Source organism: Thermosipho sp. (in: thermotogales), assembly GCF_020054775.1.
In the GTDB taxonomy this organism is placed as follows: Bacteria; Thermotogota; Thermotogae; order Thermotogales; family Fervidobacteriaceae; genus Thermosipho; species Thermosipho africanus.
This window is the reverse complement of record NZ_JAIHAP010000003.1, coordinates 24,281-48,781: the sequence shown is the minus strand read 5'-3', so window position 1 is coordinate 48,781 and position 24,501 is coordinate 24,281. Positions and strand designations below refer to the sequence as shown.

Sequence of the window (24,501 nt, the reverse complement as noted above, 5' to 3'; positions counted from 1 at the left end):
TATAATAATTTTTGAAACATTTATGGTGTATAATATAATTGTGAAATAAAAAACTTGGAGGTGAAAAGATGTACATTGAAATTATCGATGTTTTTGCAAGAGAAGTACTTGATTCCCGCGGAAATCCTACTGTTGAAGTTGAAGTTATGTTAGAAGATGGCTCAACAGGTAGAGCTATTGTACCTTCTGGTGCATCTACTGGAAAATTTGAAGCTTTAGAATTAAGAGATGGCGATAAAAAAAGATATCTTGGAAAAGGTGTATTAAAGGCAGTTGAAAATGTAAATGAAGTTATTGCACCAAAACTTTTAGGTCTTAATGCTTACGATCAAGTTTATATTGATAACGTTCTTCTTGAACTTGATGGAACAGAAAATAAAAGTAAATTAGGTGCAAATGCAATTTTAGGAGTATCTATGGCAGTAGCAAGAGCAGCAGCAAATTCATTACAACTTCCATTGTACAAATATCTTGGCGGTGTAAATGCAAAAGTTTTACCAGTGCCTTTAATGAACGTTATTAACGGTGGTGCACATGCAGATAATAACCTTGATATACAAGAATTTATGATTGTTCCTGCAGGAGCACCAAGTTTTAGAGAAGCTCTAAGATATGGTGCAGAAACTTTCCATGCACTTAAAAAGATTTTAAAAGAAGCAGGTCATGTAACTGCAGTAGGTGATGAAGGTGGATTTGCACCAAACTTGAAAAATAATGAAGAGGCAATTCAAGTTTTAATACAAGCAATTCAAGCTGCAGGCTATGAGCCAGGAAAAGATATCTTTATAGCATTGGATGTTGCAGCAAGTGAATTTTATAATGAAGAAACTGGAAAATACTTTATTGATGGTAGCGAAAAAACAGTTGATGAATTAATTGAATACTACAAATCATTAATTGAAAAATATCCTATTATTTCAATTGAAGATCCATTTGATCAAGAGGATTGGGAAGCATATCAGAAATTTAATAAAGAAGTTGGAAACAAAGTACAAATCGTTGGCGATGATTTATACGTTACAAATGTTAAAAGATTACAGAAAGGTATTGAACTAAAAGCATCTAATTCAATATTAATAAAACTTAACCAAATTGGTTCAGTAACTGAAACGCTTAATGCAATAGAACTTGCAAAAACAAACAACATGACAAATGTAATTTCTCATAGATCTGGTGAAACCGAGGATACATTTATTGCCGATCTTGCAGTTGCAACAAATGCTGGATTGATAAAGACAGGATCACTTTCTAGAAGTGAAAGAATTGCAAAATACAATCAACTTCTCAGAATCGAAGAAGAACTTGGAGATGTTGCTCAATATAAAGGATTGGATGCATTTTATTCAATAAAAAGATAAGGGAAACATAAATTCAAGCCCCCAAACGGGGGCTTTTCTTTTACAACTTTTTAACAGCATCAAATTTTTCTTGATCAGCAACGTGTAGATAAATACTTGTAGTGCTTAGATTTGTATGGCCCAATAATTCTTGAACAACTTTTATATTTACTCCTTTTCGTATCAGATGAGTTGCATATGAATGCCTTAGAGTATGTGGATGTACGTCTTTTTTTATATTTGCTCTTTTTACTCCTTCCTTTAACCACCTAAAAACAGTTGAAGGATGTACATGTTTTTTTCCATTTTCAAAGACAAATATTTTTGGATTTTCAAGATCTATATATTTTTTTAATATTGGTATTACTTTGTCTGGCAGCGGAACTAGTCTGTCCTTTCTACCTTTTCCCATTTCTACCCTTAAAAAAGGTGGAATAAAAGAGATATCTGTGGTTCTGAGATTACACAACTCGCTAATTCTAAGTCCAGCATAGTAAAGTAATGATATGGCAGTTTTTTGTTTAAGCTCATTTTCTTCATTGAAAGCCTCAATTAAACTTGAAACTTCATCTTCAGTGAGAAAATCAGGGATTTTTCTCCTAATTCTAGGATGTTTAATTCTTTCCATGGGGTTTTCAGAAATCATTCCAGAAAGTTCAAGGTAATTAAAAAAAGAATTCAAACTAGAAATATACCTTGATATAGTAGTTTCACGAGGACTTTCACCTGTAATATCACCTTTTGAGAGAGCTTTTAAGAATTCTTCTACGTCTTTTCTTTCGATATTATTAACTTGTTTTCCAACGTATGTTAAAAATTTTCTGACATCTTTTTTGTAGGCTTTTAATGTATTTTCAGAATGTCTTCTTACGTGTGCAAGATAATCTGAAAACATTTCAATTACTTTATCCATCATTACCCTCCAAAACCATCTTTATATATTTTCCGGTTAAAGAATTTTTAGAATTTGCAATATCTTCAGGTGTCCCTTCAGCAACTATATAGCCACCATTTTTTCCACCTTCAGGCCCAAGGTCAATTACATAATCAGCAGATTTTATTACATCAAGGTTATGTTCAATTACTATTACTGTATTTCCTTTGTCAACAAGTTTATTTAAAACATTAATTAATTTTTTTACATCTTCAAAGTGAAGGCCAACTGTTGGTTCGTCTAAGATATAAACAGTTTTGCCTGTAGCACGTTTTTTTAATTCAGAAGCAAGTTTAATTCTTTGAGCTTCACCACCTGAAAGTGTGGTTGCAGGTTGACCAAGTTTTATATATGAAAGTCCTACATCATTTAAAACTTTTAAGGTTGAATAAATATTAGGAATATTTTTAAAAAATTCTAATGCTTCTTCTACAGTCATATCGAGAATATCAGCTATATTTTTATCCTTGTAAGTTATCTGGAGAGTTTCACTGTTGTACCTTTTTCCATTACAAACATCACACTGTACATAGACATCTGGCAAAAATAACATTTCAACTTTTAATATTCCCTGCCCCTGACAGTGTTCACACCTTCCACCTTTAACATTGAAACTAAATCTGCTTGGAGTATAACCTCTTGCCTTGGCAAGAGGAGTCATTGCAAATAACTTTCTTATTTCATCAAAAACTTTAGTATATGTTGCTGGATTACTTCTTGGAGTTCTTCCAATTGGAGATTGATCTATTGCAATTACTTTATCAATATTTTCAAGACCTTCTAATCTATCAAATTCACCGGTATTATGCTTTGTTTTATGAAGAGCGTTCATTAGTGCAGGGTATAGTGTGTCAATTATAAGTGAACTTTTTCCAGAACCTGAAACACCAGTTACGCAAATAAAAGTTCCAAGTGGAAATGAAACAGTAATATTTTTTAAATTATTATGCCGCGCGCCATATAAGGTTAAAAATTTTCCATTTCCTTTTCTTCTTTCTTTTGGTACTTCAATTTTTTTAATTCTTTTCAAGTATTGTATAGTCAATGAATTAGTATCTGAGTTGATGTTTTCAATTGGACCCTGGTAAACAACTCTTCCTCCATTTATTCCTGCGGCAGGCCCAATATCTATAAGGTAATCAGCACTTCTTATTACATCTTCGTCATGTTCTACAACAATGACAGTATTTCCAAGGTCGCGCAATCTTTTTAAAGTTGATATAAGTTTTTCATTGTCGCTTTGGTGAAGTCCAATGGTTGGTTCATCAAGTACGTATGTAACACCTGTAAGCCCTGAACCAATTTGTGTAGCAAGCCTTATTCTTTGAGCTTCACCTCCTGATAATGTTTTAACGTTTCTAGAAAGACTTATATATGATAGACCAACTTCGTTTAAAAATTGGAGTCTTTTTTCAAGTTCTTCTATTAAATCTTTTACTATTTCAAGCTTTTTTTCCGGTAATTTTTTCCTTAGTTTTTTTATAAATTCATATTCATCGGAAATCGGCATTTCAGTAAAATCAATGATATTAACTCCATCAATTAAGATTGATAATGCTTCTTTTCTAAGTCTTTTCCCTCCGCATTCATGACAAGTGTTTTCCACAAAAAATTTGTCTAAATACCATTGTCTTGTATCTTCTGAAGTACTATATTCGTATCTTTGTCTGACTATTGGAATTAATCCATCAAAAAAAGTTGTACCATATAATATTGCCTCTTGTGTCTCTTCTGGTAGGTTTTTAAAAGGTGTTTTTAGATCTCCACCATATATTTTTAATATTTTTTTGATTCTTTGAGGAATCCAGCCATCTTCTTTGTGACCAATATTTATTGCTTCAAGAACAGGCTTTTCAAAATCAATTACCTTTTTTTCATCAACTTCCAAAGTAAAACCAAGACCATGACATCTATCACAGGCTCCGTATGGACTGTTAAATGAAAACAATTTTGGATTTATTTCAGGCATTGAAACACCACAAGTAGGACACATCATCTTTTCAGAGTATATTTTTACATCATTTGTATCAACATTTTTAATATATACAAAACCATTTGATTCTCTCAATGCAATTTCAACTGAATCAAAAAGCCTATGTTTAATATTTTCATCATTTTTAATTCTTAATCTATCAACTATTAAAAATATATTATGACGTACATTTTTGTTAAGCTCTGGAGTTTCTTCCAATCTGTAAACTTCACCGTCTATTTCTATGCGTGCATAACCTTTTTCTAGTAAATTTTCGAAGATGTCTTTAAAGGTTCCCTTCTTTTCAATTGCAATTGGTGATTCAACGTATATTCTACTATCGTCAAAATTTTCCATTATATCTTTAACAATTTCATCAACACTTAATTTTTCAAGTTTTCTTCCACATTTGTAACAGTATGCTTCACCAATTTTTGCATAAAGCACTCTCAAAAGGTCGTATATTTCTGTTACAGTTCCGACTGTAGATCTTGGATTGTGTGAGACACTTTTTTGATCAATAGCAATAGAAGGAGATAGTCCTTCAATACTTTCTACTTCGGGCTTTTTTAAATTTCCGATAAATTGTCTTGCATATGAAGAAAGACTTTCAAGGTATCTTCTTTGCCCTTCAACGTAGATTGTATCAAGTGCTAAAGAGCTTTTTCCTGAACCTGATAGACCAGTAATAACTGTAAGTTTATTTTTTGGAATTTTTACAGTTATATTTTTTAAATTATGAACTTTTGCACCACGAACTATAATATAATCCATTTTTCATACTCCTTGTATATTTTTGTTTACGTAATCTATTATTATTTTAGCACATTCATTTACTTTGTGAAGTGAAGTATCAATAACAAGGTCTGGATTAACAGGTTCTTCAAATATTTTATCAACATAAAGTTGAAAGTAATCTGATGATTTTATCCTCTTTTTTCTTATTTTTTCATCACAAGTAATAAATATCTCAAAAAATGGCACAGGTGATATTTTTTTTATCATCTCTCTAATACTTTTTTTTGGAGAAACAGCTGGAATAATAACTATATAACCCAATTTGGAAAATAAAAATGCAGTATTTGCAAGAATTTTTATTCTCTCTTGAACTTGTATATTAACATTTTTAAAAATATCTCTCCCCTCAAGTACAATTGAGGGAAGAGACTTTTCAATAAAATATTTATTGAGCTCTTTTGCTATAGTTGATTTTCCAGTCTTTCTTTTTCCAACAAGCCAGATTATATAATTATTCATTTACTATCTCCTCAAGTTTTTTCAAACCATCTTGCAGTGAAATTTTATTAAATAGCATCAATTTAAGAATATCTGAGACATTTTTGTGAAATTTTACATATCTTTTGTCAAACGGAATTGGCTGGGCTGCTTTTTGAGTGCTTTCAAAGACGTTCTTGAATTTTCCTTCAGGAATATAATCATCAAAAAATTTGGTGTATTTATCTGCAAAGTACTTTTTAAAATCTGGGTTATTTAAAAGTAAATAAAGCCAGTAAGTAAAATGTTCATCGCCATCTTTTGTAGATACAAATGCTTTATAGTCTTTAAAAGGTACTAGTGGTTTTGGAAGGGGCAAAATGTAAAAATCTTCCATTTTTTCGGAGATTATTGGAAGCAAAAAAGATCCTTGAAACATTAAAGCAACCTTTTTATTTACAAAGGATGCTATTTGTGCTTGTTTATTTAAAAAATCAAAATAGTTATTTTCATACCATTTTTTGACTACATTGAAAGCATTAATTGTATTTTCATCGGTTAGTATAAAGCTGTCTGAAATTAGTGGTATTTTTCCATATCCCATTAAAAATGTAGAAAACCAATATGCACTTATTGGATTTATTGCAATTTTTTTGTTTGTATCCTGCACAATTTTTTCTACAGTTTTTAAGTTCCAACTTTTTGGAACTATATTAATATCTTTTTGTACGTATACTATTTGGGTGTCATAATAATAATTGTAAAGCTTTCCTTTGACTATATTTAATTCTTTGTATGTTGGATAGTCAAACGCACTTGTCATTATTACATCAGGTAGTTTGACATTTGATTTGCTCATTGTAATAAGTTTGCTTGAAATTTGTGGAACCTCAAGCACTTTTATATTTAAATCATGCATTTTTGAGTATTTTTCTATATATTCTTTTATATCATTTATTCCTTCCCAAGAAAGCCATACTTCTCTTTGCAGTTTTTCCAAAAATTCTGCCTTAACTTCCATATTTGTGAACTTTTTTCCTTTAAAATAAAAGTTACCATTTTTTATTTCTATTAAATCGTATAAAGCGATATTTTCTTTTACATCATTTGAAATTAATGATATAGCTTCAATTTTTTCAAAAGGTGGAATGAGTTCTATAACTCTATATTTTCCGTCGGGAAAGTTTTTAGGGCTTACAATGTAGGAAAATAATAATACTGAAGAAATTATGAATATAACTACAAAAGCCTTTTTCATATGATCTACCTCCCCTTTTATTAAAGATATTTTATATACGAAATTTTAGAAATCTTTAGAAGAAGAAAAGTTAAAATTAATAAAATTAAAAATGTTGCAAATGATGCAGCACCGAACAAATTCCATTGTGGATAATGTGTGCTTGCTGCTCCAACATAGGAGTATAACTTTATACTAAGTGTGTATTTACTTTCATCGAATAGAAAAACTAAAGGTGGTAAAAATGCATTAAAAGAGTTTAATGTTGAAAGCAAAAATAAGGACGAAACAAGGGGAAAACTATTTGGAAGTAGTATTTTGAAAAAGAAAGTATTTTTGGGTATATTATCTAACTTTGCAAGTAAGAATAGATCTTCTGGAAAATTTTTAAAATAATGGTATGACAGTAATGACAAAAATGGTAAGTTTTTTGCTACTAACATTAAGATAACGGAAGTAAACGTATTTAATAATCTCAATTTGGAATAGATATAGAAGATAAAGATTATAATATGTAAGCCCGAAAAGATTTTTAGAAAGTTAAAAAAGTTTAGTATATTTTCACCGTTTTTAATATTCAGCAAAAAGTATGCAAAATACATTGAAAGTATAATACTTAATATTGAGGTTATAATTGAAATTAGCAAGGTATTTGAAAAGGATTTAACTATGCCATCATCAAGAATATACTTGAAATTTTTTAGTGTAAAATTGCCATTTAAATAAATGCTTTGAGAATCTGAAAAAGCAAGGGTTAATAGTATGTAGAAAAAGTAAATTATTGAAAAGATCCAAATGTATGAAAGAGTTTTTGAAAAATATGAAATGTTCATTTTAATCTTTGAATTTAATTTACTAGAAAGAAAGTAAACAGAGGTTATTATTAATATTGTTAATAGAGAAATAGAAGAAACTTGTGAAATATCACTTTCAAAATTAAAAAGTTTGTAGATTAAAACCTCAAGGTTAGTAGTTGCACCAATTATTCCTTTGTCAGTTATTCCAAAGCTTAGAGGTGCGCCGCCTTCTGCTAAGAGCCATGGAACCTGAAAATCTTTAAAGGCTTTTAAAAAATTCAATATAAATGCTGAATAGATAGCCCCTTTTATATTTGGAACGACTATTTTTTTGTAATAAATATCTGTTTTATTTGATTCTAGTAGAAAACTTTCAAGGTATTTTTTATTTTGAGTTTCTGAAAAAGTGTAAAGAAAAAAGCTGGTAAAAGGAATAAGAAACCAACTAGAAATAAGAGTTGCTGAAATAAAAGAAGTTATTGGATTTATATAAATATCTGTATACTTTTCAAAAAAAGTTCTCCAAACAGGAACACCAATATACGGTGGGATTGTCCATCCAATCACGAGGAATATAAAGGAAAATTTGTTGAATTTTATTAATTTAGAAATATATAGTGAAACATATGTTGAAATAAAAGCACTGAAAAGAGCGTAAAGTATGGTAATTAAAAGGCTTATATAAAAATATTTTGCTCCCAGTGTCTGAAAAAGAGCAGAAAATGAAAATGAGTTGTTGATGTATATGGAGGAAAAAATACCATAGAAGATCGGGAAAATGTTGAAAATTAGTATAAATAAAATAACAATTATTATCATATCAATAGGAATTATATCATTTTGGAAGGGTAAAAACAAAATATGAAGCTAAATTTCGGAGAGATTGTCAAGGCTGTCTAAAATTTCTTTTATGTGTTTTGCAAGTTCATAGTTTTCATTTTTAACAGCTTTTTCTAATTTCTGTTTTAAAAAGTAAATTTTTCTACTTTTTAAGTCTTTTGTAATTCTTTGCTTAGTAAGTTCATCTTGTTTAAACATAACTGATTGAACTGCAAGAGGCATCAAGGAAATTATTTCCAAGTTATTTTTTTTGAAATGATATATTGAAGAATCTGATTGTGTTTCTTCAATGTAATCAACATGCGCTGCCAAAAGTTCAATACCAGCTTTGGTATAATTGGTTGTATCGTATAAAAGAGTTTCTTTAAGGCATTTTTTGCATATAGATATGCTTTTTGGAACAAAGTTTACAAAGGTTCGTATAACAAGCTCCGCCTCTTTTCCACACCTTTCACATTTGCTCACAATTTCACCTCTTGAGAGTTATACAAACTCATGGCTTTATCAATACCATCTTTAAAAATTGTATATAAAGCATCTATAGATAGGTCGAGAACTTTGTCCAAGACTTTTAGTTCATCTTCTTCAAATTCTCCAAGTACAAAATCGACAAGATTTACATTTTCAGGAATAGGTCCAATTCCAATTCTTATTCTTTTAAAATCTTCTCCTAGATAACTTATTAGAGATTTAATTCCGTTATGACCACCCGATGATCCGCTTTTTCTAATTCTTATTTTTCCTAAAGGCAAATTAACATCATCGTATACAACTATTATATCACTAAAATCTTCTTTATTTAAATGGCTGAAAATTTCACCACTTAGGTTCATATAGGTAAATGGTTTTACAAATAAAATATCTTTGCCAAAAAGAGTTTTTTGACAATACTCGTAGTTATTTTGTTTTTTAAAATTATTACAAATTCTGTCAATAAACATAAAGCCCACGTTATGCCTTGTGAAGGCATAACGTGGACCAGGATTTCCAAGGCCTACAACTAGGTAAATATTATTCTTCCTCCTTCTTACCTTTCTCTATAACTTCTGGTTCTGCACTTTCTTCTTCTCCTGTTTCCTCTTCAACTTCAAGACCACTTGGAGTAGATACAATTGCAATAATTTCTTCTTCATCAAGTTCTGCTTCCATACCTTCTGGAAGTTTAAGATCTTTAACGTATAGTGCTTGACCGAGATCTAAATTGCTTACGTCAATTTCTAATTTTTCAACTACTGCATTTGGAAGTGTTTCAACAGGAAGTTCGTGGTGATGAATTTCAAGGACTCCACCTTTTTCTTCACCTTTTGCTTTTCCAACAAACTCGAGTGGTAAGTTAATTTTCATTTTGTGTCCCTTTTCAGGTGCGTAGAAGTCAACATGTTTAACTTCATCTGTCAATTTGTCATATTGGACATTTTTAATAAATACATCGTGTGAAAATACTTCTTTGCCATTTTCGTCTTTAACTGTAAGGCTTATAATACTTGCTTCTGTAACCTCGTGAAAGAGTTTAATAAGATTTGATCTTTTAATAGAAATAGAAAGTGGTTCTACATCTGGTCCGTATACGACACCAGGAACAAAACCTTGTCTTCTGAGCCTTCTTACTGCCCTTTTCTTTCCGACAACACTTCTCACAAGGGCCTCAAGTGTGTGCTTTTCCATACTTTAAAACCTCCTTTTTTTATTTTTATGGGTTATTATTGTCTAAACAATATACTGATTGATAGGTTCTTTCTTACCCTAACAATAGCCTCACCTAAAAGTGGCGCAAGAGAAACTACACTGAATTTATCGGGCAAATTGCTATGGCTAATCGAGTCGGAAATATATATCTTTTCAATTTCAGAATTTTGAATTCTTTCAATTGCACCATCTGATAGCACAGGGTGTGTTATACATGCAATTACCCTTTTTGCACCTTTTTCTTTGATAGCTTTTGCAGCATTTACCAAAGATCTGGCTGTATCAGCAATATCATCTACTATTATAGCTGTTTTTCCTTCAACTTCACCAATTATATTTAATATTTCAGCAACATTGTCTTTAGGTCTTCTTTTGTCAAGAATCGCAAGAGGACCACCAAGTCTTTCAGCAAACTGTCTTGCACGTTTTACACCGCCAACGTCTGGAGAAACAATTACATAATCATCATCTACTATTTTATCTTCTTTTAATTTTTTTGCAAATATTGGAAAACTCCATAGATTATCAAGTGGAATATCAAAGAAACCTTGAATTTGTTCGGAATGAAGATCTACGGTCATAACCCTTGTTGCTCCAGCAACTGTCAGTAAGTTTGCAACAAGTTTTGCTGTTATTGGATCTCTTCCCTTTGCTTTTCTATCTTGTCTTGCGTACCCATAGTAAGGTATAACAACTGCAATACTGTTTGCGGAAGCTCTTTTAAGAGCATCTATCATTATGAGTAATTCCATTAAGTTTTCATTTACAGGAGGACAAGTTGGTTGAATTATAAATGTATCATGCCCTCTTACAGTTTCTCCTATTTTTACATTTATTTCACCGTCAGCAAATCTTCCAACTTCACAATCAGCAAGTCTTGTTCCTATATATTCTGAAACCTTTATTGCAAGCTCTCTATTTGCATTTCCAGAAAAGATCTTCATTTCATTCTTTGCTATCTGCATTTTGATTTCCCCCTTTTTTTCTTAATACCCAATCTTTAATTACTACTTGCCTTGCACGACCAAGACCCAAACTATTTTCTGGTACATCTTCTGTTATTGTTGAACCTGCACCAGTAATTGCATTTTTTCCAATTTTTACAGGTGCAACTAGTGAATTGTTACTTCCAATAAAGGCACCATCTTCGATTATAGTCGGATGTTTCTTTTCCCCATCATAATTACAGGTAATTGTTCCCGCCCCAATATTTACATTTTCACCTATTGTAGCATCACCAAGATAAGTTAAATGTTGAGCTTTAGTGTTTTTACCTATAACGCTTTTTTTAGTTTCAACAAAATTTCCAATTTTTACGTTTGATTTCAAATGTGTTCCTTCTCTGAGTCTAGAAAATGGGCCAACAGATACATTATCTTCAATAATTGCCTTTTCAACTTCTGATCTAATTACATTTACATTATTTCCAATTTTTGAATCTTTTATTCGAGTCATTGGTCCTATAACACAATCTTCCCCTATCTCAGTTTCACCTTCTATGAAAGTAAATGGATATATTATAGTATCTTTTCCAATTTTTACGGTAATATCTATATAAACACTCTCAGGGTCTATAATCCTGACCCCTTCTCTCATTAATTTTTCATTTATTCTTTTTCTCATATTTTTTTCAAGCTTTGAAAGCTGGATTCTATCATTTACTCCGGTAACTTCGTCTATATCATCTGTAGTTACTGTTGAGATATTTTCAGTAAACTTAAGAATATCTGTTAAGTAGTATTCTTTTTGTGCATTATCATTTTTTATTTTCTTTATGTTTTCTTTCAGAAATTTCCCTTTAAAAATGTAAATTCCCGTATTTATCTCTTTTATTTTTTTAATTTTTTCATCAGCATCTTTATCTTCAACAATTTCAATTTTTTTACCTCTAACTATCCTACCATATCCAGCAGGATTTTCCAATATAGCAGTTAATATGGTAACATCACTGTTACTTTCTATGTGTTCTTTTTCAAGTCTTTTTAAAGTTTCATATGAAATAAAGGGAACATCTCCGTATAAAATTAAAAGATTATCTTTTTCTGGTATAAAATCAAATCCACACATTACTGCATGAGCAGTTCCAAGTTGTTCATTTTGAAGAAAGATTTTTACATCTTGGGGAATTACCTTTTCTACCATTTCATGCTTGTGACCTAAGACTACTCCAACTTCTCCAAAGCTTTTAGCGGTATCAATTACCCAGTTTATCATTGGCTTTCCAAGAATTTTGTGAATAACTTTCGGATATTTTGAATTCATCCTTTTTCCAAGCCCTGCAGCTAAAATTAGGGTTTTCAATCTTGTTCACCCCTTTTTTTGAATTCTTTTAAAAATATTGGAATAATCAAAAGTCCAAAAAAGTATCCTATTGTTCCATATTTTATACTTCCAATTAAGGAAATACTTATTCCAAGTAGTAGATACAATGGAAGACTCCAAATTGGAGATTTAAATATATCATATAAAATTGATACAAAACAAGAAATTAAAAGGAAAATGAGTCCTTTTGGATCATAACCACGAATTGTTGAAAAGAATGAAAGAGCGATCATTAGAACATATGTAAGACTCAATAAACTTTGAAGTTTTATATTATTTCTAATAAGATAGTAAATTCCAATAGCAATTATACTAAAAAATAGATATGATTTTGTAAAATAAAAAAGAATTATAGAAGTTGCTATAGAAAACAAAAGGAAGCTCATTAAAACACCTCCGAATAAGAAAGGGCCCAAAAAGGGCCCTATTTAATATGTTAAGCTTTATTTTCTGTTTTTAATTGTTGCTTGTGCAGCAGCTATTCTTGCTACTGGAACTCTGTATGGAGAACAGCTTACATAGTCAAGTCCTGCAGCATCGAAGAATAGAATGGATCTTGGATCTCCACCGTGCTCACCACAAACACCAACTTTAAGATCTTTTCTTGTGGCTTTACCTTTTTCTGTTCCCATCTTGACTAATTGTCCTACACCTTCCCAATCAAGGCTCTTAAATGGATCGTGCTCAAGTATACCTTTTTCAAGGTATTCTGGTAAGAACTTTCCAACATCGTCACGGCTGAATCCGAATGTCATTTGTGTAAGGTCGTTTGTTCCAAAGCTGAAAAATTCTGCTTCTTGAGCGATTTGATCCGCTGTTACAGCTGCTCTTGGAATCTCAATCATTGTACCAACTTTGTATGTTAAGTCGATTCCTGATTCTTTAATCAATGCATCTGCTGTTTCTTTGACTACTTTTTTAACGTATTTAAGTTCATTAATGTGACCTACAAGTGGGATCATGATTTCTGGAATGACATCAATGTTTTCTTCTTTCTTAAGTTCAATAGCAGCACCAATTATAGCTTTTGTTTGCATTACTGCAATTTCTGGGTATGTGATAGTAAGCCTACAACCCCTGTGACCAAGCATTGGGTTTAATTCATGAAGTTGTTCAACTATTGATTTTAATTCTTCAACAGTAATACCTACTTGCTCTGCTACTTCTTTCATTTGATCTTCTTCATGTGGCAAGAATTCATGTAGTGGAGGATCTATCAATCTAATAGTAACTGGTAAGCCTTTCATTGTTCTAAATAATCCTTTGAAGTCTTCTTTTTGAAGTGGAAGAAGTTCTGCAAGAGCTGCTTCTCTTTGTTCTTTAGTTTTTGCAACGATCATTCTTCTTACTTTTGGAATTCTGTCTTTTTCAAAGAACATGTGTTCTGTTCTACAGAGACCTATACCTTCTGCACCGAATTCTCTTGCAACTTTAGCATCCCTTGGAACATCAGCGTTTGTTCTAACACCGAGTCTTCTGATTTCATCAGCCCATGTGAGAAGTTCAGCAACTTCACCTTCAAGGCCTTGTGGTTTAACTGTAGTTATTTTTCCAAGGTATACGTTTCCGGTAGTACCATCTATTGAAATCCATTCTCCTTCTTTTACAACAACATCTCCGACTTTGAATTCTAATTTTTCTTCATCAACAACAATTTCTTCTGCACCAACAACTGCTGGTTTTCCCATACCTCTTGCGACAACTGCAGCGTGTGATGTCATTCCACCACGTGCGGTTAATATACCTTCTGCTGCGTTCATACCACCGACATCTTCTGGACTTGTTTCAGGTCTTACCAAAATGACAGCTTCTCCATTTTTGTGCATTTCTTCTGCTTTTTTAGCGTCAAAATATACTTTACCAGTAGCTGCACCTGGTGATGCTGGAAGACCTTTTGCAATTACTTTTGCATTTTTGACTTCTTCGTCATCGAATTTTGGGTGTAATACTCTTTCAACGTCTTCTGGTTTTACCCTCATAACAGCAGTTTCTTTATCAATAAGTCCTTCGTGAACAAGATCAACTGCTATTTTAATTGCAGCTTGGCTTGTTCTTTTACCATTTCTTGTTTGTAAGATGTAGAGTTTTCCTTTTTCAATTGTAAATTCTATATCTTGCATATCTCTATAGTGTTTTTCAAGTCTTTCCATGATGGAGAGAAGTTCATTATATACTGCTTCATTTATCTTCTTGAGTTCTTCAAGTGGAACTGGTGTTCTTATACCTGCAACAACGTCTTCTCCTTGTGCATTTTGTAAGAATTCACCGTATGGTATCTTTTCACCAGTATTTGGATTTCTTGTGAAGCAAACTCCTGTACCACAGTCATCACCCATGTTACCGAATACCATTGTAACGATATTAACAGCTGTTCCAAGAAGTTCTCCTTCTTTTATGTTATTAATTTGTCTGTATTTGATTGCCCTTTCGTTCATCCATGAGCCAAATACTGCATCGATAGCTGCCCAAAGTTGTTTGTATGTGTCTTGTGGGAATTCTTTTCCATGTTTTTTGTAAATTTCTTTGTAGTCTTCAACGAGAGCTTTAAGGTCATCAGCATCAAGTTCAACGTCAAGTTTTACTCCCTTTTCTTCTTTCCTTTTTTCGAGTGCTTTTTCAAATTCTGCATGAGGAATTCCAAGTGCTGTATCACCAAACATTTGCAAAAATCTTCTGTATGCATCATATGCAAATCTTTCATTATTTGTTAATTTTGCAAGACCAACAACTGTTTCATCGTTTAAACCAAGATTTAAGATTGTGTCCATCATACCAGGCATTGAAACTGCAGCACCTGATCTAACAGAAACTAATAATGGTCTTTCAGGATCTCCTAATTTTTTCCCTGTTACTTCTTCTAATCTTTTTAGTGCTTCATCTACTTGTTGTTTAAGATCTTCTGGATATGTTTTTCCGTGATCATAAAAGTATTTACAAACTTCCGTAGAAATGGTAAAACCAGGCGGAACTGGTATTCCTAAATTTGTCATTTCAGCAAGGTTTGCACCTTTTCCGCCGAGGATTTCTTTCATGTCTGCTCTTCCTTCGGCTTTTCCGTTTGCAAAGAAATAAACCCACTTCTTTGACATTCTTACACCTCCTTGTATTTTATAAATAGTCGCCTGTTATTATTTTAACATAACATGATGTCAGAAACGGTTAATTATTGATAATTGTATTTTTCTATTTTGTTACAAATTTAAAGATGTACAAATAAAAAAATATAATTAATTTATACATTTTGAAGTTTAATAAGTATTTTTATTAATTTACAGATAAATTATAAGAAAGGAAGTTAAAAAATGAATAGGTAAGATATATTATAATTGGAAAAATAATTCGGAGAAATTTTTGAGGATATTCATTTCTTCGAAAAGGTCTAAAATTGTAAATCTGTTTCGTACCATATTAGATAATCTGATAACTTTCATTATAAATGTTTTATCGTAATTTGAAATTAAAGAAAGAATGTCTAATTTTTCAATAATTTTACTTAACAAAGGAAAATATTCGTTGTGTATATTTTGAATTTCTTCTTTAATTTTATTAAGATCAATATCATATTTCCTGTACATTTTTCGTTTAATCTTATAATTTTTAATTAAGTCTAAAGCTTTCTGTTCAGACAAAATAGAGAAAAGATCTTTTTTTCTTTCTTCGAATCTATATTCTTTTCTTAATAATTTGATATCATCCATTAATACTTTGTATGCTTTATAAGAAATATAAAGGCCTATTGCGACTGTTAATCCATGAAAAGGAGGTAGTTCATCTTTATCTTCATGAGACATTTCGATTAAATGTGAAATTACATGTTCAGCTCCTGAAGCAGGTCTTGAACTGCCTATTATAACCATATTAATTCCAGATATTAATTGTGCCTTTGTTAATGTTTTTATACTATCAATATCTTTTTGTAAGATTGAATCATATATGTTGGGAATTTCTTTTAAATAATTTTCTATATCTTTCCAAACAAATGGACAAATGTATTCATTATGCAAGACATTTGATAGAATCCAATCAGTTCTTGCTAAAATTTTTGCAGAAATATCAGCAACGCCGGCTTTTATTAAGATGGACGGAGAATCTTTTAAAACATTAAAATCTAAAAGTATTTTATTTGGTATAGAAGCTTTTAATGTTTGTTTAACTCCATTTATTAAGATAGGAGCAACGGTTGATGTGTAGGCATCAACCGAAGGTGCAGTAGGTATACAAGAATAACTTTTTTTAGAAAGAAAAGCAGCATATCTTACTAAATCGGTAAGACTACCGGAACCTATAGAAACTAGTTCTGGAAAATTTTTGGAAACTTGAATTATTTTTTTAACGTTTTCTAGTGTAGCTAAAGGTCTTTTGTTATTGAAAACAAATGACTGCTCAACTGGTAATTTTACCAGCTGAGCAGTATTTAAATCAGCTATGAAAAATGCATTTGAAAATAAATCACTAGCATTATTAATGTTTTTTTCTATAATTTTGATATGGGGAATGTGATGAACTTTACCACATTCACAAATGATAGTTTTTCCTAATAACTCTTCCATATTATAGTTTCTCCTTAAATACTTTATAATTACCAGAAAATTAAAGATAATTTGATTTTATGTTTTCTTTAGCCATACACTCATAGGACCTGGTTCTCTATTAGCCCAAGCGTAATAGGGAACAAGAGTAAAGGATGTTGAAATTTCATTAGTTTTTGAAAGTTTTCTGTAAAGCTTTCCTTCCCATTCAGAAAATTCCATCGCTTTTCCTTCGCCCTTAAGAAATACAACAGTTCTGTTAAATATTTGTCCTTTTTCTTCTTTTAAGCTTTCTGGGTCTACAGCAAGAGTCCATACATGAAAATCTGGATTGTCAACCTGTTCTGCACAATAAATGATAGGTCCTTTCTTTACAGCAACTTTTTCTAAATTATCTCTTACAAAAGGATGAGCTTCCATAAGTTCGGGGGTCATTTTAAGAGTGAATTCAATAGTATGTTTCCCTTTCCAATGATGATTCAATTCTAAATAACCATTCTGAGTTCTTACCGGGCTCTCTTTTCCATCTATTTTTATGGAAAAGTCACTCGTCCAACCTGGTATTCTAAGAAAGATACTAAATGGTACTTCAATAACTGTTTCAACGATTAAGTATACATGTTTATCCAACGGATAATCGGTTTCCTGCACTATTTTCACTGGGGAACTCTTGAACGAAAGATCAGCAGAACTTTTTTCGTAGAAATGTACTTGTATTCCTTCGTCGGAAACGGTATATATGTAACCGGGGAAGGAAGCTATGAATCGGGCAAGGTTTGGTGGGCAGCAAGCACAATCAAACCATTTTTGTCTCCTTGTTTTGCCCAAATCCTCCAGTGGATCGAAATAAAAATAATGCTTTCCATCAAGAGATATTCCTGCTAGTAAACCATTATACAATACTTGTTCCATCAAATCGGCGTATTTCCTCTCCCCAGTTGCAAGAAGCATTCTGAAATTCCACATGAAATTTGCAATGGCAGCACAGGATTCTGCATAGGACCTTCTATTTGGAAGTTCATACTCTTCACCAAATGATTCCCAGTCGTGTCTTGAACCGGCACCACCTGTGATATACATTTTCTTAGAAACAAAATTTCCCCAAAGTCTATTAAGAACTTGCCACAGTTGCTCATTTCCTGTTTCAAGATAGAGGTCTGTAGCACCACTGCAAAGATATAATGCTCTTACTGCATGGCCTGTAATTTCTTCAAGTTCTACAAAAGGTTTATGATCTATAAAGTATTCCGGCCCCGGATTTTTGAGAACACTTGCTAATCCCTTACCACGAGCAGATATAAAGTATTTTGCCATTTCCAAATACTTTCTGTCTCCTGTTTCCCTATACAGTTCTACAAGTGCCATTTCAACTTCAGGATGTCCTGGTGCCCCTTCTTTTTTCCCGGGACCAAAAGTGCTGTAAATGTGTTCTGCAAATCTTTTTGCAACCTCAAAAAGTTCTATCTTTCCAGTGTCTCTCTTATGAGCAACTGCTGCCTGAATCAAATGACCTGCGTTGTAAAGTTCATGATTCCATGCCAGATTTGTCCATCTTTCTTTTTTTCTTTCTCCAGAAAGATATGTTCCTATGTATCCATCTTCATCCTGAGCACTCTTTACTTCCTCTATCACATTATCGAGAATCTTTTCCATTTCTGGAAGTTCTTTATTTGCCAGAGCGTATGAAACAGCTTCAGACCATTTGTAAACATCGGTATCATCGAATGGAAAGTAAGTTTTATATGTTCCCTTCAACTTACCGCTTGCTATTCGAAAATTATCTAATCTTCCTGTGTTTTCCAAAAGTTCATACTGAGAAGGAAGAGTAGTGTTTAAAAGAATTGTCAAGTAATCCCCCATAAAGCCTTTTACTTTCACGGAATTGATAGGTGTTGTTTTCAATTTTGCATATGGACTTTGTGAAACATTAAGAATATTTGGCATTGAAAAATGAGCCTCCTCTATTTAAATACAATGAATTAACTATCAATTTTTCCAAGAAATTCTTCATTGTTAGAGTTTTTCCATTAGGTGTTTAGTACTTTCATATAATTCTTTATAGATTTCAAAATATTTGTCATAAATGATTTTATTTTCTTCATTTGGAAGAACTGGCTCTTTAAATTTTACCCATTCTTTAATTTTTTCTGGCTTTTCAATTATTCCAGTACCTAAGCCTGCTAGAAAAGCATCGCCAAAAGGTGCTTCTACTAAACTTGAAACTTGCCTCATTTTGAAGCCAGTAACATCAGCAAAAATTTTAACCCATACATTAGATTTTGAAACTCCACCAACAATCCAACATTCATCATTCAATTTTAGTCCAGATTTTAAACCTTCTTCAATATTATTTCTTAAAGCGTATGCTCCCCCTTCCATAAGAGCTCTATAGATATGAGCTCTTTTGTGGAAAAGGGTGACTCCAAATATAACACCACGTGCTTTAGGATTCCAAATTGGAGATCTTTCACCCATGAAATATGGAAGAGCAATTATCCCATCACTGCCTGGAGGAATATTTGCAACTTCCTTATCAAATAATTGATATGGAGATATACCAGTTCTTCTACCAACTACCGATTCACTTTCACCAAATTCTTCTTTAAACCATTTTGCAAGAGCTCCAGTAGTTGCTGAACCTCCAAAGGTATAAATTCTTTCAGTGTCATATACTACAAAAGGATAATTAACTAAACCTTCAGGTAAAATTTCACCTTTATGGACTGTTCCCCAACATGTTGATGTTCCAACCATAGCTACATGTTCTTTTTCTTCAATTGCGCCTGCAGATAATTGAGCAACTGGAGCATCAATTCCTCCAGCTATTACAGGTGTGCCTTCAGGTAAGCCACATAGTTCTGATGCTTCTTTCGTAACTCTTCCAACAATTTCGGAAGATTTTACAATTTTTTCAGGTAGAAAATCAATTGGTATACCTAAAATATTACACATTTCCTCAGACCAGGAAAGTTTGTTTATGTCAAAGACTCCACCTAAGTTCCCAGCAGAAGAGTAATCAATAACAATTTCTCCAGTCATTTGATAAATCACATAATCTTTTGGAGTAATGAATTTGTAAATCTTTTTCCAGATTTCAGGTTCATTGTTTCTGATCCACATGATTTTTGGAAATCCAAAGTAAGAATCGACGTAATTTCCAGTAATTTTGAAAAGTTTTTCTTTAGGAAAGTTTTGTTTAACCCATTCAGTTTCTTCAACAGCTCTTCTATCCATCCAAATAAGACAAGGTCTTAGGGGATTAATATTGCGATCTACAGGAATTCCTGAGCCGCCATATAAACCACTAAGAGCAATTCCAGCGATTTTATTTGTTGGAACACTTGATTTTTCAATAACATCTTTTACAGTTTCAAAAACTGCTTTAACCCAAACATCAGGCCATTGTTCTGCCCAGTTAGGTTTTGGAGTTATAACATCATATCCACTAAAAGCTTCAGCTATAACTTTACCTTGTTCATCTACTATGACAGATTTTGTTCCCTGAGTTCCTATATCAGTCCCTATTAAATACATTGATTATCCCTCCTCTACTTTTGCCCATACTTTGTATGATGCTGCAAATATAAATGATCTACTTCGTTTTTGGGAAGAGGTTCAATATTTTCATTAATTGAAGCTAAAAAGCTTGTTTTTGCAATTTCTTCTAAAAATATTGCTTTTTTTAAAGCATCACTTATTGAATTTCCTAAAATCATTACACCATGCTTTTTAAGTAAAACTGCACCAGATTTTCCAACTGCATTTATAACTGCTTTTCCAATTGCATCAGAACCTACTGAAGCATATTCTGAAACTGGAATTTCTTCTCCAAATACATCAGCATGTGCTGTGCAAAAAACAGGAATACTTTTTCCCCATATTGCCCATACTGTTGCATATGGTGAATGAGTATGGATAATGGAATTTGTAGAAGGTGAATTTTTATAAATATAAAGATGTGTTTGAGTATCTATTGAGGGCTTTTTATCACCCTCAATTATATTTCCATCAAGATCAATTACCACAAAATCTTCAGGAGTCAATATATTATATGGTACACCGGAAGGCTTGATTATCACATAATCATCTACTCGTACACTAACATTTCCACTAGTATATGTTACTAATCCATATTTTTCTAAATTCAGATGAGCTTCATATAATTCTTTTTTGAGGTTTTCAAACATTATTTCTCCCTCCATTTTTTATAAATTGATTAAAATTCATAGTTCAATTTCTATTACATTACAAGAATGAGGTTCAAGAGTAAATTCAAATTCAGAATCAACATTGATACTTGAAGATTTAATATCCACAACATTAGGATTTTCTAAAGAATTCTTAGAAGAAACATCAGGACCATTCAAAGTGAAAACGGTTGCTTTTTTAGAACCCAATCCATCAACTTTAATTGGAACTTTTAGATGATCGTCTTTTTTATAATTTACCAAAGCAATATAAAGTTTTTTAGAATCTTCAGAGATTGTTGCAGAAACATCCAAGTAAGGAACGTTTTGAATAGAAAATGGTATTTTGTGAATAAACATTGTTCCTTCAACATCATATTTTTCTGTTTCAACATTTGACTCAACTAACTTTTCTCCGGAATGATTTACTATTAATTCAAAAGCTTTGTAAATTGGAGTGAGAATAATACCATCTTTTTCAGTATGAATAGCACCTAAAGCGTTTACTAATTGAGCTAGGTTAGCAATTGGAACTATGTGGCTCAATTTTTGTAGTAACATCAAAGTTCCAAATGCAAATACTCCGTCTTTTAAGTCATAAGGTTCTTCTAGTTTATTGTCGGAAACTCTGTACCAAACATTCCATTCATCAAGCACTATTTTTATATTGGTTCTTTTTGGGTAAGTGCTCATGTCAATTAATCTTTTCAAACCTAGAAGTCTTTCTTCTAATAAATAAACTGTTGAGACAGTTTCATAATAGTCATCAGAACCTGTATAAAAATGATATGAAATATAATCAATAACATTTCCAGCATTCTTGAGTACTTTTAAGTTCCAATCTGGATCATCACAACCGACTGCGATAGTTTTTATAGTCGGATCAAATGTTTTCATCCATTTTGCATATTCATTAGCAGCTTTAGAATATTCATCAGCAGTCATATGTCCAACTTGCCATTCACCATACATTTCATTACCTATTCCCCAAAATTTGACATTATAAGGTTCTGGGTGCCCATTTTCCCTTCTGAGTTTTGCATAATAAGTATTTCCAGAGCCATTACAGTATTCAAGCCAATGTAATGCTTCGTCTAGTGTTCCTGTACCCATATTTGTACATAAATAAGGTTCTGCTCCTATTTCTTTACAATATTCCATGAATTCATCAGTACCAAAATGATTGTTTTCTTCTTGTTGCCATGCTAAATCAAATCTTGTAGGTCTTTTTTCTTTAGGACCAATTCCATCTTCCCAATGATAATTTGATACAAAATTACCTCCAGGCCATCTTAAGTTTGGAACTTTTAGTTTTTTAACAGCTTCCAAAACATCTTTTCTAAAGCCTCTTTCATCGGAAAGGGGTGAATTTTCATCATAAATTCCTCCATAAATACATCTTCCAAGATGTTCGGTAAAATGACCATAAATATGTTTGCTAACACTATGAACTGTTTTTTTAGGATTAACATAAACCTTAAAACCCATGTTTACTCCTCCTTCGCTAAAATTAGTTTTCTCTGAAATCATTTAATTTTTAATTTTAAAATTGTTATTGAAAATTCATCAAATCGATAATTAAATGAGTTTTCTATTCCTACAATTGTCTTTTCAATTGGAGCAATTTCAAGGTTTTCAAAATTATTTTCGCTTTTTAAATTGCCTTTTAATTTTATTTCTTTTCCTATACCTTCTACTGAAATGCCATTAATATTTATTTCTACGGTTTTAGTATCAGCCCAAGGATTAACAACTTTTATAATTAGTTCCTTAGCTTGAGAGTCGTATGTAACAGAATGGTATAAACTTTTGTATTTATAACCCATAATTAAATATTTTTCATTTGAAAGTGTTGAATTAATGAGGAAATCTCCTTTATTTGTACTAAAAAGCTTTTGGACATAATAACTAGGAGTTCCAAAATATCTGTAATTATCGAACCATATTAGATCAGGAGTCCATTGAGACCAACCTACTTTGTTAAATAAAGGAGCATAAGAGGCCATTATAACAACATCTGAATTTTTTTCTAAACCTGTCATAAAAGCTGCTTCTGCTAAAGCTGCTTGAAAATTATTTTTTCTATCAGGGGTATGAGCAGCATATTCACCGAGCATAACTTTTGGACCATTTCTATCATATTTTTTATATCTATCTGCATTAGCTAACAACCATTCTGGCGCAGCATAAATGTGTTCGTCAAAAATTTCAACATTATTATCTTTAGCCCATTTCCAAGATTGTCTAAAATCATTTCCTTCGTAAGAAGGTGGACCACTAAAAATGATTTTTATATTTGGATATTTACTTTTAATTTCTTCATAAAATTTTTTGAAGTTTGTTTGATATTTTAAACCCCAATTCTCATTTCCAACTCCTATGTATTTAACATTAAATGGTTCAGGATGACCTAAAGATGCTCTTACTTTTCCCCAAGTTGTTTGGGTAGAACCATTAGCAAATTCTATGAAATCTAAAACGTCTTGAATAAATATGTCCAATTCATCAGATGAACAATATTCTGCTCCTCTTACCTGACAAGACATTCCAGCATTGAAAACAGGTATAGGTTCAGCTTTAAGCTTTTCACTTAAAAGTAGATATTCAAAAAATCCTATTCCTAATGATTGATAGTATCCCCAAAGATTCCATTTTGCATTTCTTTCTTCGATTGGGCCAATACTTTCTTTCCAATTATATGCATTTTTCAAATTATTACCTTCGACCAGACATCCTCCAGGGAATCTTACAAATCCGGGGCGTAAATTTTCTAATGATTTTAATAGGTCATTCCTCATATTATAAAAAGTATCGGAGTTGATTAAAGATATCATGTCAATATTTAAAGTACCTTTTCCAGTAAATTTAAGAGTCAATTGAGCATTGGTTGATGTTTTTGTTGGAATCAACGTATTAGTAATTTTTGTCCAATTTTCCAATTCTTTGTTAAGTGTTATGTAAGTTTTAGAAAATATTTCGTTATTTTTTTCCAAAATAACTTCTATTGAACCAATGAAGTTTCCTTTTACAAAAACTGAAAATTTATATTCTTGGTTTAAAAAAACTGGAATTCCTCCATAACCTAGATTAGAAATGGTTGCAGAAGATGTGGAAGGAAAATATAAATATAAATAATGAGAATTATTCTTATTTAAAGGTGTCTTATTATCTATAGTAATTTCACAACTATTTTCAGTTTTAATTAACCATCCCTCATACTTTCTCATTTCCTGCTCAAAAGACCCATTTCTTACAAGTTCAGCATACAATCCACCATCTATAGCATGATTAATATCCTCAAAGAAAATTCCAAAGAGTGTGTTTGGAATCTCAAACTCTTTATTAGAAAAATCAATATTGAGTATATGATCAGGGCTAGAAAATATTAATAATCCAACAAATAAAGAAATAATTACTATAAGTTTTTTCATTTTATGGTCTTCCT

19 protein-coding genes are annotated in these 24,501 nt (G+C 31.7%); 1 reads left to right on the top strand and 18 read right to left on the bottom strand.

The features are described 5' to 3' along the window. The first annotated feature begins 68 nt into the window (after positions 1 to 68). Positions 69 to 1,358, top strand: a complete 1,290-nt coding sequence (eno, locus tag JG780_RS01400; protein ID WP_004104139.1) for a phosphopyruvate hydratase — start codon at positions 69 to 71, stop codon at positions 1,356 to 1,358. Between the two features lie 40 nt (positions 1,359 to 1,398). On the opposite strand, the gene xerA is transcribed toward eno, so the two are convergent. The 18 genes from xerA to JG780_RS01310 all read right to left on the bottom strand — a co-directional run bounded on the left by xerA (position 1,399) and on the right by JG780_RS01310 (position 24,487). Then, entirely contained in the window at positions 1,399 to 2,250 is an 852-nt protein-coding gene (xerA, locus tag JG780_RS01395) for a site-specific tyrosine recombinase/integron integrase (RefSeq protein ID WP_287568996.1), read from the bottom strand. After that, entirely contained in the window at positions 2,243 to 5,017 is a 2,775-nt protein-coding gene (gene uvrA, locus JG780_RS01390; RefSeq protein WP_287568995.1) for an excinuclease ABC subunit UvrA, read from the bottom strand. Before uvrA ends, xerA begins: the two co-directional genes overlap by 8 nt. Positions 5,018 to 5,020: 3 nt before the next feature. Further along, positions 5,021 to 5,500, bottom strand: coding sequence for an adenylyl-sulfate kinase (locus JG780_RS01385; RefSeq protein WP_287568994.1), 480 nt, complete (start codon positions 5,498 to 5,500; stop codon positions 5,021 to 5,023). Beyond that, positions 5,493 to 6,716 carry a hypothetical protein gene (locus JG780_RS01380; RefSeq protein ID WP_287568993.1) on the bottom strand — a complete coding sequence of 408 codons (1,224 nt, stop codon included), beginning with the start codon at positions 6,714 to 6,716 and terminating at the stop codon, positions 5,493 to 5,495. The genes JG780_RS01385 and JG780_RS01380 overlap by 8 nt, the downstream gene beginning before the upstream one ends. A gap of 20 nt (positions 6,717 to 6,736) precedes the next feature. Then, on the bottom strand, positions 6,737 to 8,311 hold the full coding sequence (locus JG780_RS01375) for an ABC transporter permease subunit (protein WP_287568992.1): 1,575 nt from the start codon (positions 8,309 to 8,311) through the stop codon (positions 6,737 to 6,739). 48 nt (positions 8,312 to 8,359) lie between these two features. Next, the gene (locus JG780_RS01370; protein ID WP_004104133.1) at positions 8,360 to 8,797 is read right to left on the bottom strand and encodes a UvrB/UvrC motif-containing protein; all 438 of its coding nucleotides are present in this window, start codon (positions 8,795 to 8,797) and stop codon (positions 8,360 to 8,362) included. Continuing rightward, positions 8,794 to 9,342 carry an aminoacyl-tRNA hydrolase gene (gene pth / locus JG780_RS01365; protein WP_081578928.1) on the bottom strand — a complete coding sequence of 183 codons (549 nt, stop codon included), beginning with the start codon at positions 9,340 to 9,342 and terminating at the stop codon, positions 8,794 to 8,796. Before pth ends, JG780_RS01370 begins: the two co-directional genes overlap by 4 nt. A 1-nt stretch (position 9,343) precedes the next feature. Continuing rightward, entirely contained in the window at positions 9,344 to 9,997 is a 654-nt protein-coding gene (locus tag JG780_RS01360) for a 50S ribosomal protein L25 (RefSeq protein ID WP_004104129.1), read from the bottom strand. 35 nt (positions 9,998 to 10,032) lie between these two features. Then, positions 10,033 to 10,983 carry a ribose-phosphate pyrophosphokinase gene (locus JG780_RS01355; RefSeq protein WP_012579546.1) on the bottom strand — a complete coding sequence of 317 codons (951 nt, stop codon included), beginning with the start codon at positions 10,981 to 10,983 and terminating at the stop codon, positions 10,033 to 10,035. Beyond that, positions 10,964 to 12,319 carry a bifunctional UDP-N-acetylglucosamine diphosphorylase/glucosamine-1-phosphate N-acetyltransferase GlmU gene (gene glmU, locus JG780_RS01350; protein ID WP_287568991.1) on the bottom strand — a complete coding sequence of 452 codons (1,356 nt, stop codon included), beginning with the start codon at positions 12,317 to 12,319 and terminating at the stop codon, positions 10,964 to 10,966. Before glmU ends, JG780_RS01355 begins: the two co-directional genes overlap by 20 nt. After that, the gene (locus JG780_RS01345; RefSeq protein ID WP_012579544.1) at positions 12,316 to 12,726 is read right to left on the bottom strand and encodes a hypothetical protein; all 411 of its coding nucleotides are present in this window, start codon (positions 12,724 to 12,726) and stop codon (positions 12,316 to 12,318) included. Before JG780_RS01345 ends, glmU begins: the two co-directional genes overlap by 4 nt. Positions 12,727 to 12,783: 57 nt before the next feature. Continuing rightward, positions 12,784 to 15,429: a pyruvate, phosphate dikinase gene (gene ppdK, locus JG780_RS01340; protein WP_287568990.1), complete on the bottom strand. Its 2,646-nt coding sequence runs from the start codon at positions 15,427 to 15,429 to the stop codon at positions 12,784 to 12,786. A 231-nt stretch (positions 15,430 to 15,660) separates the two neighbouring features. Further along, the gene (locus JG780_RS01335) at positions 15,661 to 16,890 is read right to left on the bottom strand and encodes an iron-containing alcohol dehydrogenase (protein ID WP_287568989.1); all 1,230 of its coding nucleotides are present in this window, start codon (positions 16,888 to 16,890) and stop codon (positions 15,661 to 15,663) included. 57 nt (positions 16,891 to 16,947) lie between these two features. Then, positions 16,948 to 18,813, bottom strand: coding sequence for a glycoside hydrolase family 127 protein (locus JG780_RS01330; RefSeq protein ID WP_287568988.1), 1,866 nt, complete (start codon positions 18,811 to 18,813; stop codon positions 16,948 to 16,950). 69 nt (positions 18,814 to 18,882) lie between these two features. After that, entirely contained in the window at positions 18,883 to 20,403 is a 1,521-nt protein-coding gene (locus JG780_RS01325; protein ID WP_287568987.1) for an FGGY-family carbohydrate kinase, read from the bottom strand. A gap of 14 nt (positions 20,404 to 20,417) precedes the next feature. Further along, the gene (locus JG780_RS01320; RefSeq protein ID WP_287568986.1) at positions 20,418 to 21,056 is read right to left on the bottom strand and encodes an L-ribulose-5-phosphate 4-epimerase; all 639 of its coding nucleotides are present in this window, start codon (positions 21,054 to 21,056) and stop codon (positions 20,418 to 20,420) included. Between the two features lie 36 nt (positions 21,057 to 21,092). Continuing rightward, complete coding sequence (locus JG780_RS01315; RefSeq protein ID WP_287568985.1) at positions 21,093 to 22,544, bottom strand: alpha-N-arabinofuranosidase; 1,452 nt, start codon at positions 22,542 to 22,544, stop codon at positions 21,093 to 21,095. Positions 22,545 to 22,582: 38 nt separating this feature from the next. Continuing rightward, on the bottom strand, positions 22,583 to 24,487 hold the full coding sequence (locus JG780_RS01310; RefSeq protein WP_287568984.1) for an alpha-L-arabinofuranosidase family protein: 1,905 nt from the start codon (positions 24,485 to 24,487) through the stop codon (positions 22,583 to 22,585). Positions 24,488 to 24,501: the final 14 nt, after the last annotated feature.